17 protein-coding genes and 1 riboswitch are annotated in these 16176 nt (G+C 40.9%); of the genes, 10 read left to right on the top strand and 7 right to left on the bottom strand.

Annotated elements, in window-relative coordinates; all coding sequences use genetic code 11:
- Window positions 1-157 precede the first annotated feature (157 nt).
- On the top strand, window positions 158-337 hold the full coding sequence (locus BQ5796_RS03875; RefSeq protein WP_071459021.1) for an H-type small acid-soluble spore protein: 180 nt from the start codon (window positions 158-160) through the stop codon (window positions 335-337).
- A gap of 39 nt (window positions 338-376) precedes the next feature.
- On the opposite strand, the gene BQ5796_RS03880 is transcribed toward BQ5796_RS03875, so the two are convergent.
- Both BQ5796_RS03880 and BQ5796_RS03885 read right to left on the bottom strand, forming a co-directional pair.
- A complete protein-coding gene (locus BQ5796_RS03880; RefSeq protein ID WP_071459022.1) occupies window positions 377-1375 on the bottom strand; it encodes an inorganic phosphate transporter in 999 nt (332 codons plus the stop codon).
- 12 nt (window positions 1376-1387) lie between these two features.
- On the bottom strand, window positions 1388-2005 hold the full coding sequence (locus tag BQ5796_RS03885) for a DUF47 domain-containing protein (RefSeq protein ID WP_071459023.1): 618 nt from the start codon (window positions 2003-2005) through the stop codon (window positions 1388-1390).
- Between the two features lie 280 nt (window positions 2006-2285).
- Between BQ5796_RS03885 and BQ5796_RS03890 the strand changes: the two genes are divergently transcribed.
- Window positions 2286-3116: an aldo/keto reductase gene (locus BQ5796_RS03890; protein WP_071459024.1), complete on the top strand. Its 831-nt coding sequence runs from the start codon at window positions 2286-2288 to the stop codon at window positions 3114-3116.
- 339 nt (window positions 3117-3455) lie between these two features.
- Entirely contained in the window at window positions 3456-3716 is a 261-nt protein-coding gene (locus BQ5796_RS03895; RefSeq protein ID WP_071459025.1) for a GlsB/YeaQ/YmgE family stress response membrane protein, read from the top strand.
- A 198-nt stretch (window positions 3717-3914) separates the two neighbouring features.
- On the opposite strand, the gene BQ5796_RS03900 is transcribed toward BQ5796_RS03895, so the two are convergent.
- On the bottom strand, window positions 3915-4835 hold the full coding sequence (locus BQ5796_RS03900) for an RluA family pseudouridine synthase (protein WP_071459026.1): 921 nt from the start codon (window positions 4833-4835) through the stop codon (window positions 3915-3917).
- Between the two features lie 171 nt (window positions 4836-5006).
- On the opposite strand from BQ5796_RS03900, the gene BQ5796_RS03905 reads away from it, so the two are divergent.
- Entirely contained in the window at window positions 5007-5405 is a 399-nt protein-coding gene (locus tag BQ5796_RS03905) for a DUF5365 family protein (RefSeq protein ID WP_071459027.1), read from the top strand.
- Between the two features lie 39 nt (window positions 5406-5444).
- Here BQ5796_RS03905 and BQ5796_RS03910 read toward each other — a convergent pair whose 3' ends face one another.
- Entirely contained in the window at window positions 5445-5912 is a 468-nt protein-coding gene (locus BQ5796_RS03910; RefSeq protein WP_071459028.1) for a thioredoxin family protein, read from the bottom strand.
- On the bottom strand, window positions 5909-6346 hold the full coding sequence (locus BQ5796_RS03915) for a disulfide oxidoreductase (RefSeq protein WP_071459029.1): 438 nt from the start codon (window positions 6344-6346) through the stop codon (window positions 5909-5911). Before BQ5796_RS03915 ends, BQ5796_RS03910 begins: the two co-directional genes overlap by 4 nt.
- 305 nt (window positions 6347-6651) lie before the next feature.
- Between BQ5796_RS03915 and BQ5796_RS03920 the strand changes: the two genes are divergently transcribed.
- Window positions 6652-8388 carry a phospho-sugar mutase gene (locus tag BQ5796_RS03920; RefSeq protein ID WP_071459030.1) on the top strand — a complete coding sequence of 579 codons (1737 nt, stop codon included), beginning with the start codon at window positions 6652-6654 and terminating at the stop codon, window positions 8386-8388.
- Window positions 8389-8423: 35 nt separating this feature from the next.
- On the opposite strand, the gene BQ5796_RS03925 is transcribed toward BQ5796_RS03920, so the two are convergent.
- A complete protein-coding gene (locus tag BQ5796_RS03925; protein WP_071459031.1) occupies window positions 8424-8672 on the bottom strand; it encodes a YhdB family protein in 249 nt (82 codons plus the stop codon).
- A gap of 193 nt (window positions 8673-8865) precedes the next feature.
- On the opposite strand from BQ5796_RS03925, the gene BQ5796_RS03930 reads away from it, so the two are divergent.
- The 5 genes from BQ5796_RS03930 to BQ5796_RS03950 all read left to right on the top strand — a co-directional run bounded on the left by BQ5796_RS03930 (window position 8866) and on the right by BQ5796_RS03950 (window position 14297).
- The gene (locus BQ5796_RS03930; protein WP_071459032.1) at window positions 8866-10272 is read left to right on the top strand and encodes a SpoVR family protein; all 1407 of its coding nucleotides are present in this window, start codon (window positions 8866-8868) and stop codon (window positions 10270-10272) included.
- 93 nt (window positions 10273-10365) lie between these two features.
- Complete coding sequence (locus BQ5796_RS03935; protein WP_071459033.1) at window positions 10366-11289, top strand: cation diffusion facilitator family transporter; 924 nt, start codon at window positions 10366-10368, stop codon at window positions 11287-11289.
- A gap of 65 nt (window positions 11290-11354) precedes the next feature.
- A riboswitch (guanidine-I (ykkC/yxkD leader) is annotated at window positions 11355-11448 on the top strand.
- Window positions 11449-11515: 67 nt separating this feature from the next.
- On the top strand, window positions 11516-11839 hold the full coding sequence (sugE, locus tag BQ5796_RS03940; protein ID WP_071459034.1) for a quaternary ammonium compound efflux SMR transporter SugE: 324 nt from the start codon (window positions 11516-11518) through the stop codon (window positions 11837-11839).
- Between the two features lie 86 nt (window positions 11840-11925).
- A complete protein-coding gene (locus BQ5796_RS03945; RefSeq protein ID WP_071459035.1) occupies window positions 11926-12285 on the top strand; it encodes a hypothetical protein in 360 nt (119 codons plus the stop codon).
- 218 nt (window positions 12286-12503) lie between these two features.
- Window positions 12504-14297: a TIGR04190 family B12-binding domain/radical SAM domain protein gene (locus BQ5796_RS03950; RefSeq protein WP_071459036.1), complete on the top strand. Its 1794-nt coding sequence runs from the start codon at window positions 12504-12506 to the stop codon at window positions 14295-14297.
- 128 nt (window positions 14298-14425) lie between these two features.
- Here the strand turns inward: BQ5796_RS03950 and BQ5796_RS03955 are convergent, their stop codons facing one another.
- The gene (locus tag BQ5796_RS03955) at window positions 14426-15775 is read right to left on the bottom strand and encodes a hemolysin family protein (protein ID WP_071461135.1); all 1350 of its coding nucleotides are present in this window, start codon (window positions 15773-15775) and stop codon (window positions 14426-14428) included.
- Between the last annotated feature and the right edge of the window lie 401 nt (window positions 15776-16176).

Consider the following 16176-nt stretch of genomic DNA (forward strand, 5'->3'; position numbering starts at 1 on the left):
TCGTTTTTGATCAAAATGGCAAGAGGGATTTACTTTCTTATTCTGTCCATTTTGTGTATTTCGTTCCACTCTAAAAACGGAGAAAAGCCGACATCATGTATAAGGTGTTAAAAGGACAGGGAAAATAATCGCAGATGAATCGAAAGGAGAGAGGATTATGGATGTTAGAAGAGTGAAACAAATTTTATCATCATCAGCAGAGATTGAAGTCACATACAATGGCGCAGATGTGTGGATCGATAGCCTGAATGAGGACGGAAGGACAGCAACAGTGCATTTAAGAGGGCCACTCGAAGAAAGAACAATTGTTGAGATTGACGAACTGGAGGAAAAGTAGGAGCTACACAAAAAAGACCGGCATCCGCCGGTCTTTCATTTATAGAAAAATATTGAGGATATAGTAGCAAAGAGCTGCTAACGCTGCAGAAATCGGAAGGGTAATGACCCATGTGACTAGCATCCGCTGTGCAGTTCCCCATTTTACTCCCTTGACACGGTGGGATGCACCAACACCGAGAATCGAAGAAGAGATAACATGTGTTGTACTTACAGGTAAATGAATAAAAGTTGCACCAAAGATGACAATGGCGCCCGTTAAGTCGGCTGCGACACCATTGATTGGCCGTATTTTCATTATTTTGCCGCCAACTGTTTTGATGATTTTCCAACCACCGACGGAAGTTCCTAGACCCATTGCGAGAGCACAGGAAAACTGAACCCAATGCTGGATTTCTTGATCTGACTGATATCCATTAGCAATCAAGGCCATTGTGATGATACCCATTGCTTTTTGGGCATCGTTCGTTCCGTGTGTAAAAGCCTGGAGTGCTGCTGTACCAATCTGGAAAAATCGGAAGTTCCGGTTGGTCTTGGCGAGGTTGTTATTTTTAAATACTATCTTAAAGATGCCATAAATGATGTAACCTGCAACAAAAGCGATAACCGGTGACAGAAGCAGCGCTTCAATAATCTTTAGGAAACCGGAATAATTTAATGAAGCAAATCCTGCTGCTGCGATAGCTGCACCTGCAATAGAACCGATGATGGCATGGGAAGAACTGCTTGGTATCCCATAATACCATGTAAGAAGATTCCATATAATAGCAGACAACAGAGCGGCGAGGATAACAATCTGACCGTTATGAAGCGTAAACGGATCGACAATATCCTTTGTGATCGTTTTGGCAACTCCTGTGAAAGTCATGGCACCAACAAAGTTCATTGTAGCTGCAAGAATAATTGCGTGTCTTGGTTTTAGTGCTTTTGTTGAGACAGCTGTCGCAATTGCATTCGCTGTGTCATGGAATCCATTGATAAAATCAAACGCTAGAGCTGCAATGACAATTAATGCTGTGACGATAAAAACCGTATCCATAAATCAGGCTCCTTATGCGTTTTTCATGACAATGCTTTCAAGCGTGTTTGCAACGTCCTGGCAGCTATCAGCAATTTCTTCAAGACTTTCATAAATTTCTTTATACTGGATGATACGAATTGGATCCTTTTCGACAGAGAACAAATGCTTGAGTGACTGACGTAGAATTCCGTCGCATTTCGATTCGTAATCTTTAATTTTGATCGCATAATCCCTGATCAGCGGGAGTTTCTTTGTTGTCAGAAGCCCGACAGCCTGTTCGATTTCAATAGCAGATGCTTTAAGCGCTTCGACAAATTCGCGCATGTATTCGTCTGCATGGGTAATGGAATAGACTTCGAATAGATTGGAACAATGATCCATGCCATCGAGGACATCATCCATACTCATCGAAAGTGCAAGAATGTCTTCACGTTCGATTGGAGTGATGAAAACATTGTTCAGTTCCATGATGACTTCATGGATGTAGTTATCGCCTTTTGTTTCATAATCCTTCATCTTTTCTGTGAAGACTTTTAGGTCACTCACATTGTTCAATTTGTAATCCGCAAAAAAGTCAGAACTTTCCTTTAAGTTGCTGGCTATATTGGATAACAGCACTGCGAATTTGTCCTTTTTCTTAAAAACCATTTTTCTACCCCATTTCTATCCAAGTTGCAAATGACCAAGCGAGATTAATTTTAACGAATTATTGTCGAAATATGAAGATAGACCTTTAAAAATTTACAAAATCTTAACATAAAACGATTGTTACAATTCAAATTATTTGTTCTTCTTTACCCTTTATATAATGTAGTAAAAACAGTTTTGTTATTAAGATGACCTCATCAATGATAAATCATACGAATGGCTTGTAAGGAGAAGAGGATGTTAGAATGAATAAAACAAAATGAAAAGAGGCGGGAGAATCATGTCAGGAAGTATCATGGACAAAGTAACTTTGCATAACGGGGTAATGATGCCGGTTTTTGGACTTGGAGTCTACAAGGTGGAAGAAGGAGAGGAAACGGAGAAAACAGTCTCTTCCGCGCTGCAGCTTGGGTACCGTCTAATTGATACAGCAGCTTTTTATGACAATGAAGAAGGTGTGGGCAAAGCAATCAGGAGCAGCTCTGTACCAAGGGAAGATATTTTTGTTACTACTAAAGTGTGGAACAGTGACCAAGGATATGAAAATACTCTGAAGGCTTTCGATAGGAGTATAAACAAGCTTGGCGTTGAGTATGTTGATCTCTATCTTGTCCACTGGCCTGTAAAAGGGAAATATTTAGATACATGGCGGGCGATGGAGGAAATATACCGAAGTGGAAGGGTTCGGGCTATCGGTGTCAGCAATTTTCAAGTTCATCATTTACAGGATATTCTCAATCATTGCGAGGAAAAACCGGTTATTAACCAAGTGGAACTTCATCCGGCTCTATCACAAGAAGAGCTTCGCGCATTTTGCACGAGTCACGAAATAGCAGTGGAAGCATGGTCCCCAATTGCGAGGGGAAGGCTGTTTGGAGATCCTATTATTGCTTCCATTGCAAAGGATAAAGGGAAATCGGAAGCGCAAATCATACTTCGTTGGCATGTACAGAACGGAGTTATTCCGATACCGAAATCAGTGCATCTGGAACGGTTGAAGGAAAATAGTGATATCTGTGATTTTGTTTTGACAGCAAAGGAAATGGAAAATATCAATTCGTTAAATAGGGATGAAAGGTTTGGTGCGCATCCAGACCATTTTGATTTTTAACAGGGCAGGCCATTAATGGCCTGTTTTATTTATGTATGGTTAAAAGAACCAGCATCGGTTTCGATTATTTTTGCTGCTTCTGTTACATACTTGTTTTATAGGCATGTTTAAGCGCTAGAAATGGTGGTAAATGTATTGTACGAGCGGGGCAGAAATTTTACAGCTAAGACTACTGCAACACCCGCCGCATACAAAAGGTTTTAGCATTTGAATAGGGCGCCCAAAACTTTAGCTTTTGCACCCGGGAAGCAAAAGGTTGATCCCGCAGGTATTCTGCGGAAAAAGGAATACTTTTTAGCTCTTAAAAACACTTAAATTGAAAATGAGGAGGAAGTAAATATGATGAGCTTTTTGTGGTCATTAATTATTGGAGGAATCATTGGCTGGTTAGCCGGAATCATTGTTGGAAGAGACATTCCAGGTGGAATTATCGGAAATATTATTGCAGGTTTTATCGGAGCTTGGCTTGGACAAGCAATTCTAGGTGACTGGGGTCCTGTCGTTGCCGACTTTGCAATTTTGCCAGCATTGATTGGTGCAATTGCTCTAGTGTTCATCGTTAGCCTTGTTATGCGAGGCATGAGAAAAACTACGGACTAATAAAAAAGTCTTCCATTTGGAGGCTGTATCACAACAAAAAGTCATTCTTCTTTCCATTCCTTTTGATGGTTAGAAGAATGACTTTTTATTTGATTTCTGCTGATTTCCGTTGCAGGTGCATCGCTTTCCGCGGCACGTACGGAAAGCGAAGTGGAAAGAGTTATCCTGTCCTTCCGATAGATAAACCGCCCCCTCTATTTATATGGAATAAATGTCTACGTCTTTAAAAATGGTTTCTTGCTCAGGGAAGGGAGCATGGACGGTGATTTTTTCTTCTGTAAATGGATGAATCAGTTCTAGTTTTGCAGCATGGAGAGCTTGCCTGCTGTATACCGGAGACCCCCCGTACAACACATCGCCTGCTAGCGGATATCCCATGTCGCTTAAATGAACTCGGATTTGATGAGTTCTCCCTGTGTCAAGCTTGCATGTAATTAATGTTCGTTGTTCTTGTGGTAATTTTTGAATTACTTCGTAATGTGTAACGGCAGATTGTCCCCCTGAAGAAACACGTCGTCTAGTTGGATGATGTCGGTCTTTTCCAATCGGCTTGTCTATCTTGCCTTTTTTTTGTTTTATTAGCCCTTCTGCTTTGGCGAGGTATGTTCTTTTTACTTCCCTTTCCTTCAGCATGCGGTCAAGAATAGCCCCAGCAGTCTTATGCTTGGAAAATAAAACAGCACCAGATGTATGCCTGTCGAGTCTGTGTATATGCCGGATATCAAGTTCCTGTCCCTGGCTTTGCATGTGAAAAACAGCTGCATTTAGCAATGTGTTGGCTTGATCAGGACTATTAGGGTGTGTATCCATTCTTGCCGGCTTGTTTAGCACAAGCAAATGATCATCCTCATAGAGAACGTCTGTTGGAAAATAGTACGGATCTGCACTGAAGTGTTCGGGTTTGAAAAATTCGAGAGAAAGTCGAGATCCTTTTTCAAGCTTTGCATTCCATTGAGGCTGTTTGCCGTTTATTGCAATAGAATTATTCATTCTGAATTCATGCAGCTGTTTCTTTGGTATTTGCCAATACGATCTGAGAAACTCGTCTACAGTGTACGCTGTCCAATGTTCCGGAACTATGGCTTCAAACCATGTTCCTATTTTTCTTGTTACGACCATTTGTAAGTCTCCTTTATTGTGAATGTCTAACCAGCATTAAGTATGTCGAAAGAAGCGAATTAAGCCCGTTTTTTACCATTGTTGTGGGCAAAATTACCACCGTGTTAACTGTTGTCCATATGTTATCCTATTGGTATTAAGGATAAGATCATGTAAAAAGGTGGGACTCCATTGAAAATCGTTTTTGCTTCAACGCCGGGACAGGAAAAAAGAATCGTAGAGCTAATCCGGTATTTTTACTCTGATGTGATGCCACTGTATTTTAATGATAGTGAAATACAACGCTGTCGAGAGGAAAAAGTGTTGCAAATTACAAGAGAACACTTCGAAACGTTCAGCACGCTAAGGGACGCATTTAGAGTCATCACAAGTTTGCAGACTTTGATTAGCATTTTAGAGAAAGGGTGCTTTTCTGAACGATATTGCACTCTTTATTGGAAAAATGTCAGCATTCTCTCAGACTTCGGGTTTAACTTTCCCTTTGATTTCAAGGAGTTTGAAGAATCGGCACCTGTCTCGCATGATTATATCAGTATTTACTCTAAAGCGGCTAATTCCATCCTATTTTAATGTAAAAAAAACGCCTGATTTTCAGGCGTTTTTTTTTCATTATTTACTGTTTTTATTAAACCATTCACGAAAAGTATGCTTTGCTTGATATCCGATTATCCGGTTCGTCTCTTTTCCGTCCTTGTACTGGACAATTGTTGGTGTTTCTTCGATACCGTATTTATTCCAGCCTTCCTCGAATTCCAGCAAGTTAAACTGAACCAAATCCAAGTCCATTTCTTTTGCAAGCGGAGCTACGACAGGAGTTGTCTGTTTGCAATGAGAGCATGTGGGACTGTAGAAGTAAACAGTAGCATCTTCACCTGCTTTAAGCTTTTTATCTAGTTCTTCTGGAAGAATGATATTTTGATAATTTGGATCATCGAGCTGATCCACTGTCTCAGGACGAAGCGTCGACTTTCCGTAAGCATTTCCCTTCGACTTTTCCTCTGTCTGCGATTTGTTGACAAAGAACAACGCGGCAAATACCCCTGCAATAAGTATCAAAAAAATTACAACCTTTTTCATCGAGATACCTCCTTCGACTTTTTCCAAAGCATTAGGCTTACAGAAAAGATAATAATAAATGCTGTTAACGCTAAAAGTGGAATAGTGATGAAACCGAACCAGTTAATATATTGTCCAGTGCATGGGATTCGACCGCAACTGACAGCATTGTCTGCCATAAAAGGGACTTTTTGAAGAGAATAGTGGTACAAAGAAACAATTGCACCGATTCCCGAGAAAATCATCGAATAGAAAGAAACCCGATAATCCTTCCTTATAAGTGCTATCCCAAGTATCAATGCGAGCGGGTACATAAGGATTCTTTGGTACCAACAAAGCTCACAAGGTTCATATTGCCTGATTTCAGAAAAATAAAGACTGCCAAACATTGCGATAACTGCAGTCGCCCAAGCGACAAACAGCAGATTCTCCTGCTTGTCCTTTTTGTCTCCCATAATAAAAAACCTCTCCCTTTTCCATTGTCAGGTTGGTATAGCTGCAGTAATCTGCCTTTATTCATATTAAGAGAGATTCACGAATTATTCAATTTTAAGCTATCGGAAGTGGGGAAAAAGATGTTTTTGCTTTTCATCCGTTACAGATTTAAGGATATTTGACCGCGATTTGTAGAGATGCTTCCAATAGCCCGAGCGAATAAATGATCTTCTAGCAGTACAAAAATTATAACAAGTCTCTTTCTTCATCCATATCTTGTATTATAATGAAGGGAATAACGTCATTTCATTCAGGAGGATTTTTAATGGATTGGAAAATGAAAGCACAAAGATGGATGGATTTTCAGGGCCTGGATGGCGAGCTAAAAACAGAGCTTAAACAATTGTCAGCTTCTGAGAAACAATTAGAGGATGCCTTCTATAAAAACTTGGAATTCGGCACCGGCGGCATGCGTGGAGAAATTGGTGCAGGCACAAACCGGATGAATATATATACTGTCAGGAAAGCCTCAGCAGGTCTTGCAGCATACATAGAAGAAAACGGAATGGAAGCAAAGCAACGGGGGGTCGTCATTGCCTACGATTCGCGTCATAAGTCAGCGGAATTTGCAATGGAGGCAGCAAAGACTCTAGCCTCAAAAGGAATCAGGACATATGTTTTTGAAGGTCTTAGGCCAACGCCTGTACTCTCTTTTGCAGTTAGGCACCTGCAGGCATTTTCAGGCATTGTCATAACGGCGAGCCATAATCCGCCAGAGTATAATGGATACAAAGTATACGGCCAGGATGGCGGCCAGCTTCCACCGGAAGCTGCGGATGTTGTGATTGCAGAGGTAAATGCTATTGAGAATGAGCTGGCAATCGAGGTAATGGGAGAAGGAGACCTGATAGAGAAAGAGCTGATTGTGATGATTGGCCAGGAGGTGGACAGAGCCTACCTGGAGAAACTTATGACTATATCGGAGAATCCATGGCTTGCAGCACAATCCGATGTGAAAGTAGTATTTACGCCGCTCCATGGAACGGCCAATATTCCTGTGCGGGATGGACTTTCGTTCATGGGCTATCAGCATGTTAGTGTCGTGGCAGAACAAGAGGAGCCAGACGCGAATTTTTCCACAGTTAAAAGTCCTAACCCTGAAGAGACTGCAGCTTTTGAACTTGCAATAAGGGATGGGAAGGAGAAGGATGCGGATATACTTATTGCCACAGACCCGGATGCCGATAGGCTAGGAATCGCAGTGAAGGATGATAAAGGCGAATATGTTTTGCTGACTGGGAACCAGACAGGCGCGCTCCTCCTTCACTATATCCTGACGGAAAAGCAGGCAAAGGGTACGCTTCCAGCTAATCCTGTTGTCTTGAAAACGATTGTAACATCGGAACTTGGCAGGGAGATTGCTAAGGCGTACGGAGTAGAAACGATCGACGTTTTAACAGGTTTCAAATTTATCGCCGAAAAAATCAAAGAATTTGATGCTGAAGGAAACCATAAGTTCCTCTTTGGGTATGAGGAGAGCTATGGCTACCTAATCGGAGATTTTGCGAGGGACAAGGATGCAGTACAAGCAGCTCTTCTTGCAGTGGAAGCATGTGCGTTTTTTAAGAATAAAGGCATGTCCCTGTATGAAGCTCTCCTTGGCATTTATGAAGAGTTTGGCTTTTATCGTGAAGGACTTCGCTCGCTTACATTAAAAGGAAAAGAAGGGGCTGAAAAGATTGCTGCCACGCTTGGAGCATTCCGTTTGGAGCCATTCAAAAAAATCGGAGAAATAAAGGTTTCGGCAATCGAGGATTATTTAACGGGAGTCCGCAAAAATTCGGATGGCAGCGAAGAGGTCATCAGTCTTCCAAAATCGAATGTGTTGAAATATTTTCTTGAAGACGGATCATGGATGTGTCTTCGTCCATCAGGAACAGAGCCGAAGATCAAGTTTTACTTTGGCATCAAAGCAACAAGCCTTGCCGGCAGCAAGGAGAAACTCGAGGACCTAGAAAACAAATTTATGGATATAGTTACAGAAAAAATGGATAACGTATGATAAAAATCCGAAGGCACCGGCCTTCGGATTTTTGTTTAAAGCACTTCCGGCACTAATGTTTCTCCAACTTCGATGCTGTTGTTTGCATGGTCGATATAGCGCAGGAGGCTGTAAAGCGACCTTTCTACGATCGTATAGTCTTTTTCGAAGTGGTAGGCGTGCAGGAAGTGCTGGATTTTCTTGGACAAAAAATGATCATCTGTCCGTACCATCAGTATCAAAAGATTATCCCATTGGGATCGATGGGCATAATAAAGCGCACGGTCGTAATCTTCCCTAATCATAAGGTTGTTCCTCCTTCACAAGGAGTATCTATAGTATATGTGACCTGCTCAAGAATTCCCGCAGTAAATGTTGGTCTTTTCGAGTTTAAAGTATTGTTAATTTTTCCATCCATCGTACAGCAAAGCATGCCCATTCATCATTCAATACCCCGTTTCATACATTTAGGTAAGAAGAGGAAGGGGGATAGCTTTTATGTCTGACAAGAACAAGGAGCTGGAAAGGGCAATTGCAGAAATAACGGAAGTCGCAAAAGGGTTTGGACTAGACTTTTACCCGATGCGTTATGAAGTATGTCCAGCAGATATTATTTATACATTTGGGGCATATGGAATGCCTACCCGCTTTTCCCACTGGAGTTTTGGTAAACAGTTTTACAAAATGAAGCTTCACTATGATGTAGGTCTTTCTAAAATTTATGAACTTGTTATCAACTCTGATCCTTGCTACGCTTTTTTGCTTGACTCAAACTCGCTCATTGAAAACAAATTGATTGTTGCCCACGTCCTTGCCCATTGTGACTTTTTTAAAAACAATGTCCGTTTCCAAAATACGAAGCGTGACATGGTTGAAAGTATGGCAGCCACTGCTGAACGCATCAGAAGATACGAAATAGAGCATGGAAAGCAGGAAGTTGAAACCTTCCTCGATGCAGTGCTTGCCATTGAGGAGCATATTGATCCATCTTTGATGCGTCCGAAGCTATCCTGGACCATGGAGGATGAAGATGAGGAAGAAGAGAAAAAACCAAGTGAATATGATGATTTATGGAACATTGGTGTTCAGGATAAAAAGGAAAAGAAAATAAAGAAGAAGCGAAAAAATTTCCCTCCTCAGCCGGAAAAGGATTTGCTGCTTTTCATTGAAACATACAGCAGAGAGCTGGAGGAATGGCAAAGGGATATATTGACGATGATGCGGGAAGAAATGCTCTATTTTTGGCCGCAGCTGGAGACAAAAATCATGAACGAAGGCTGGGCTTCCTATTGGCATCAGCGCATCATTCGCGAGCTTGACTTAACATCCGCCGAAGCAATCGAATTCGCGAAGCTGAATGCCGGCGTGGTACAGCCTTCTAAGACAGGAATCAATCCATATTATTTAGGTCTGAAGATTTTTGAAGATATTGAAGAGCGCTACAATGATCCTGATGAGGAAATGAAAAAACGAGGCGTAACAAAAGACTCGGGGCGCGAAAAATTGTTCGAAGTCCGGGAAATAGAATCGGATATTTCTTTTTTGCGGAATTACTTGACAAAGGATCTTGTCATGCGCGAAGACCTTTATTTATTCCAAAAACAGGGTAGAGATTATAAGGTTGTTGACAAGGAATGGAAGAATATACGGGATCAGCTTGTAGGGATGCGGGTCAATGGAGGTTTCCCATATTTAACTGTAATAGACGGTGATTATCAAAAAAACGGGGAGCTTTATATTAAGCATTGGTATGAAGACATTGAACTGGATGTGAAATACTTAGAAAAGGTACTTCCGTATGTTTTTCAGCTTTGGGGACGCAAAACCCATCTGGAAACAATTGTGGAAGGAAGACCAATGCTGTTCTCTCATGATGGGAAGGGAATCCAGCGAAAATATCTATGATGCCTTGAGGGATCCTTCCATTTCCTAAAAACATTTCTTGAACCTTTTCCCTGTATTCTTCATAATGAATGTTAAGTACAGGGAGGGATCACCATGGGACATGGACATTCGCATGGCCACGGCCATGATCATCACCATCATCATACCAATAATAAAAAAGCGTTGCTGATATCATTCCTTCTCATAGCTGCCTTTATGGTAGTGGAAGTGGTGGGGGGGTTACTGACGAACAGTCTTGCCTTACTTTCTGATGCAGGTCATATGCTTAGCGATGCTGCTGCACTGGGCTTGAGTCTTTTTGCAATCAAGCTAGGGGAGAGGAAAGCGACGAGCACGAAAACATATGGCTATAAACGCTTTGAAATCATTGCAGCTGCCTTAAATGGATTGACACTGATTGTCATTTCCCTCTATATATTTTATGAAGCCTATCATCGCCTGCTGGATCCTCCGCAAGTGCAGAGCCTTGGAATGCTGGCAATATCTGCAACAGGTCTTATCGTCAATATTGCTGCTGCCTTTATTCTTATGCGCGGAGATACGGAAGGGAACTTGAACGTTAGAAGTGCATTTCTCCATGTATTAGGGGATATGCTTGGTTCTGTTGGAGCAATTGCAGCTGCGCTCTTTATCTATTTCCTCGGTTGGGGCATTGCTGATCCCATTGCAAGCGTGATTGTTGCAGCACTAGTGCTTATGAGCGGGTGGAGAGTCACAAAAGATTCCTATCATATTTTGATGGAGGGAGTCCCAGAAGCGCTTCATCCTGACGAAATTAAGCCAGCCCTAATGGAAATGCCTTATGTGAAGGATGTGCACGATCTGCATGTATGGTCCATCACATCTGGTGTGCCAATGCTTAGCTGTCATATAACCATTTCGGCTTATGGAGAACATGATGTTATCCTTAATGAAGCGCAGACTTTGCTTCATGACAAATTTGGGTTGGATCATTGTACCATCCAGGTGGAAAGGGAAGAATTAGGGTGCCCAAGCCATCATGGTACTTGCAACTAAAAGTCAATGCTGTTTCTTTATGAAATATTTTTGACAGGGTTTGCCCCCCTATGCTAAGATGTCCTTATTCAGTTCCCTAGGGTTCCGCGGTTTTCCGGCTGGTCCGAGAGGGAACGCGCATCGCTGGTGCGTACACGGAGGGATAAAAGCCCGGGAGATATCATTTTTTTGATATCCCCCGGGCTTGTTTTGTTTAGGCATATAGGGACTATAAGGAGGCAATAATATGGCATGGATATTTCTTTTAATTGCAGGTATTTTTGAGGTTGTATGGTCAATTGGGCTGAAGTACACAGAAGGTTTTACTAAATTGTGGCCTTCTATTATTACGATAGCGGGAATGATTATCAGTTTTTACTTTCTATCCAGTGCAGTGAAAACATTGCCAATCGGTACTGCTTATGCCATTTGGACTGGTATTGGAGCAGCGGGCGCCGTCATTCTAGGCATCATCCTTTTTAATGAACCGAAAACTTTCCTTCGGCTTTCGTTCGTCGGATTGATATTGATCGGAATTATCGGATTAAAAATGACTTCTGGCAGTCATTGATGTCATAAATTGTTTCTATATTTGTAACACCGTTGATCCTTTCTGGATGTTAAAATGGATGAAAATAAGCAGGCGGGGAGCAAACAATGGATAATAATGAAAAAATGATTTCCATGCTGCAGGAAGCTATGAAGGGAATAGAACAACTTCATCAAAAAATCTGTGAGGTATCATCGAGACTCGACCGACTTGAAAAAGTGGACAGTATTGAACATAGAGTAACTTCCAATCAAATTGATATTACAGATATTAAAGAGGCATTAGAGCGGTTGGAAGAGGTTCAAAATACAAAGGTTGAGCAAGTTGTCAGAGGAATTGCGGAAAGCATGGAGAAAAAGCAAAATCGAGAAATAGGAAGTGTTCATAAACGCCTTGATTCTCATCTTTATAAAATGGGTAAATTGGAAGAAGAATTTCATATCATGAAGGAAGATAAGCCAGAATAAAAGGTAATATTCAGATAGCTGTTTTTTGTGTTGTTACAAAAAATTCACAAATATTGAAAACCGCAGTCCACAAGGGTTGCGGCCTTTTTTATCTATTGCAAGTGAATTTGTTCACAGAAAAGTTACCTTTGTAAGGGTAATACAGTGAAAAGAGAAGTTAAGATAATAGTATATTATAGACCTTCAAGGCCTTCAAGAAAACACCAGAGGTGATACTTGTGAAATATGATTTAGTTTTACTCCATGCACCAAGCGTTTATGATTTTCGAAAAAATGCCCTGCTCGCAGGTCCAATAAGCGATGTTGTTCCATCTTCGCCTGTTTTTGAAATGTACCCGATCGGGTTGACAAGCATTGCGGAATATCTCGAAAGAAGCGGACTCAAGGTTAGGATCATCAATATTGCCAACAGAATGCTGATGGACGAGAACTTTGACGTTGAGGATAAATTAAAGAAGATTAATACAAGAGCATTTGGAATTGATCTGCACTGGCTTCCACATGCACATGGAAGCATTGAACTGGCAAAGGTAGTTAAAAGACTGCACCCTAATACTCCTATTGTTTTTGGAGGACTTTCGGCGACATATTATCACAAAGAATTGATTGAGTATCCTTGTATCGATTATGTGATGAGAGGGGACACAACGGAAAAACTGATGCTTCTTCTCATTAATCATATCAAGAAAAGTTCGCATCAACCAGCTGGTATACCGAATCTTACATGGAAAGACGAGGCCGGAAATACTGTTTGTAATCCGCTTTCCCATGTGCCAGATAGCTTGGATGAATTTGATATACCAGGCTACAGATATACAATCAAATCGGTCTTTAAGTATCGGAACTTCCTGGATCCGCTTCCTTATAACGGTTGGCTGCAATACCCGAATACCGCTATCCTGACAGCGAAGGGCTGCACCCAAGGTTGCTTGATTTGCGGAGGTTCGCGCGATTCTTATAAAGAAAATTGCAATAGAATGAAGCTTGCAACAAGGTCCCCGGAAAAGCTTGTGGAGGACATTGAATTCATTCAAAGATTCAGCAGGGCGCCAATCTTTATCCTGCATGATATCCGACAAGCCGGAAAAGCCTATGTTGATGAGTTTTTTGACCGACTTAGCAAAATTAAACTGAGGAATGAACTCGTGTTTGAGTTGTTTCAGTATGCGAATGAAGAGTATTTTGAGAAAATCGAAAAGGCGGTGCCAAAATACAGCATTGAGCTTACGCTTGAAACCCATGATGAAAAAATTCGCAGGTTCAACGGGAAGTTCAACTGCACGAATGCAAAGGTCATTGATACTCTCCGTTTTGCTTTGAAGCACAAATGTTCCAAAATTGATATTTTCTTTATGGTTGGTATTCCACATCAGGATTATGCAAGTACCTTAAAGAATGTAGACTTTTGTGAACAAATTCATTTAGCTTGTGATCAAGATGCAAGACTTTCCTATTTCGTTGCACCGCTGGCTCCATTCTTAGATCCTGCAAGTCCTGCGTTTGAGAATCCGGAGAAATTCGGCTATAAAAAATTCTGTCACACGCTTGAAGACCATCGTAAGGCAATAACACAGCCATCATGGAAGTATATGCTTAGCTTCGAAACAGATTATATGACAAGGGACGATATTGTCCAATCCACATACGAGTCAGCAATTAAGTTGAATCAATTCAAGTTGAAATATAATTTGATTGATAAAAAAACCTTCGAGGAAGTAAACGAGAAGATTGAAAAATCGCTTGTTTATATTGATAAAATAGACGAAATTATGGAACTGCCGGAACTTGAAAAGGAAAAGGCACTTGAATTACTTAGTAAAGAAATGGAAGATGTTAATAAATATAGCATTTGCGGAAAACATGAGTTGAAATGGGAAGTGCAGAAAAATTTTGCAGACATCTTCTCGCTCACTGCAGTAGGGATTGAATTACTGATTAAAGACAAGGCTGTGAGCCTCAAAGCAAAGTACAATGCTTCAACGGAATGGCTTTCCAAGACAAGCAGGATATAATAATAAAGAAGCATTAAGGAATACAAGCTTACAATCATGTGTCAAACCGTAAATAGAAACGATCATGTTAACAGAAAAGAGGCTGCTCAAGAGATTGATTTCATCAACATCTTGAGACAGCCTCTTTTTTATGAAAGTACTTGAGTTTCCGTCATTTCATAGCTATCTTCTGAATCCTCTAATTCGGCTTTCTTTGTCACTTCAATGTATTTTATATGGTGGTCTTCCATTTCTAATACTTTGAAATGGAACTGGCTGAATTCAATGATATCACCTTGTTTGACATCATAGTTTTCCGTCAGCATCCAACCTCCGATTGTATCGATATCTTCATCATAAATCTCTATCCCGAGCAAGTCATTAACTTCTCCGATCAAGACTTTCGACTCAATGATATAATGGTTTTCATCAACCTTCCTTATTTCCGGAACTTCGTCCATATCAAACTCATCCCGGATTTCTCCGACAATCTCTTCAAGGATATCTTCAACGGTTACAAGCCCGGAGGTTCCGCCATATTCATCCATCAAAATTGCCATATGAATTCTATCTTTCTGCATCTTGACGAGCAGTTCATGAATAGGGATTGTATCGATAACCCGGATAATAGGGCGGCAATAAGCCGATAGTGATTTAGAAGCAATGTCTTTCTTCTGGATAAGATCCGTCATAACTTCCTTGATGTTAACAAGGCCAATAATATGGTCTTTATCACCATCAATGATTGGATAGCGTGTGAATTTCTCTTCCTGAACGATTTGCAGAAAAGTTTCTAGGTTATCATCCTGGTTAAGCGAGACGATTTCCGTCCTAGGAACCATGATTTCTTTTGCTATCCGGTTGTCGAATTCAAATATTTTATTCACATACTTAAATTCAGATTGGTTTATTTCACCACTTTTCAAGCTGTCAGAAAGAATGATTCGAAGTTCTTCTTCAGAGTGAGCCAGTTCGTGTTCCGAAGCAGGTTTCAATCCAACAAGACTTGCCATGACACGTGCGGAACCGTTTAGCACCCAGATGAAAGGATACATGATCTTGTAAAACAGGATGAGCGGTCTGGCGGTTGCCAATGATACCATTTCCGCTTTCTGGATTGCAAGAGTTTTCGGCGCAAGTTCACCAACAACTACGTGCAGGAACGTAATAACAGCAAATGCTATGCCTACCGATAGCGGGTTTGCCATAGTTTCCGGCAAATCAAGTTTGTTAAAAACAGGCTTTAAAAGCTCAGCGAAAGCTGGTTCACCCAGCCAACCGATGCCAAGAGCGGTTACAGTAATACCTAGCTGGCAGGCTGAAAGGTATTCATCAAGATTCGTGATAACCTTCTTTGCTGCTATGGCGCTTTTGCTGCCTTCTTCGATTAACTGGTCTATTCTTGAACTTCTTACTTTAACAATCGCAAATTCTGATACGACAAAAAATGCCGTTAAAGCAATCAAAATGGCTATCCAAACCAAGTTCAATATGTCCAAATAAATTCCCTTAGCCTGCAAAATGCTGCAGGTAAGGAGTCACCTCCCGATAAACTGAAAATTAAAACTTCGTTTTTGTGCAAGTTCTAATTTTGGTTCTCTAAAATTTTTTTATTAACAAGATCCTACATTACATACCGCGTTCGGTATGCAGATTTTATCAAATCGATACGATAGAATGCCCCATCATATCACCTCTGCGTTTAGTAAATTAAAGTTAATTATAACATATAGTCCGGCATTTTGGTTAGTATAAATCCTTGTTACATAAATATATGTATTAAGAAGAAAGTGTATGAGGACATATTGGCGTATAATATTTTAGTTGTTACAAGCGTATCGCAGCGAAATATGAAAGCAAAAAAACTCCGGCAAGCTTCCTAATTACCCGAAAATCCCGC

Source organism: Bacillus massilinigeriensis (assembly GCF_900111815.1).
Taxonomy (GTDB): Bacteria; Bacillota; Bacilli; order Bacillales; family Cytobacillaceae; genus Mesobacillus_C; species Mesobacillus_C mediterraneensis.

Excerpts from the sequence above, each read along its gene's own strand:
- BQ5796_RS03910 (WP_071459028.1), bottom strand. The coding sequence starts at position 5,912 with ATGAAAAAGGTTGTAATTTTTTTGATACTTATTGCAGGGGTATTTGCC.
- BQ5796_RS03890 (WP_071459024.1), top strand. The coding sequence starts at position 2,286 with ATGTCAGGAAGTATCATGGACAAAGTAACTTTGCATAACGGGGTAATG.
- BQ5796_RS03885 (WP_071459023.1), bottom strand. The coding sequence starts at position 2,005 with ATGGTTTTTAAGAAAAAGGACAAATTCGCAGTGCTGTTATCCAATATA.
- BQ5796_RS03900 (WP_071459026.1), bottom strand. The coding sequence starts at position 4,835 with ATGGTCGTAACAAGAAAAATAGGAACATGGTTTGAAGCCATAGTTCCG.
- sugE (WP_071459034.1), top strand. The coding sequence starts at position 11,516 with ATGGCATGGATATTTCTTTTAATTGCAGGTATTTTTGAGGTTGTATGG.
- BQ5796_RS03875 (WP_071459021.1), top strand. The coding sequence starts at position 158 with ATGGATGTTAGAAGAGTGAAACAAATTTTATCATCATCAGCAGAGATT.
- BQ5796_RS03880 (WP_071459022.1), bottom strand. The coding sequence starts at position 1,375 with ATGGATACGGTTTTTATCGTCACAGCATTAATTGTCATTGCAGCTCTA.
- BQ5796_RS03920 (WP_071459030.1), top strand. The coding sequence starts at position 6,652 with ATGGATTGGAAAATGAAAGCACAAAGATGGATGGATTTTCAGGGCCTG.
- BQ5796_RS03895 (WP_071459025.1), top strand. The coding sequence starts at position 3,456 with ATGATGAGCTTTTTGTGGTCATTAATTATTGGAGGAATCATTGGCTGG.
- BQ5796_RS03930 (WP_071459032.1), top strand. The coding sequence starts at position 8,866 with ATGTCTGACAAGAACAAGGAGCTGGAAAGGGCAATTGCAGAAATAACG.
- BQ5796_RS03935 (WP_071459033.1), top strand. The coding sequence starts at position 10,366 with ATGGGACATGGACATTCGCATGGCCACGGCCATGATCATCACCATCAT.
- BQ5796_RS03915 (WP_071459029.1), bottom strand. The coding sequence starts at position 6,346 with ATGGGAGACAAAAAGGACAAGCAGGAGAATCTGCTGTTTGTCGCTTGG.
- BQ5796_RS03945 (WP_071459035.1), top strand. The coding sequence starts at position 11,926 with ATGGATAATAATGAAAAAATGATTTCCATGCTGCAGGAAGCTATGAAG.
- BQ5796_RS03925 (WP_071459031.1), bottom strand. The coding sequence starts at position 8,672 with ATGATTAGGGAAGATTACGACCGTGCGCTTTATTATGCCCATCGATCC.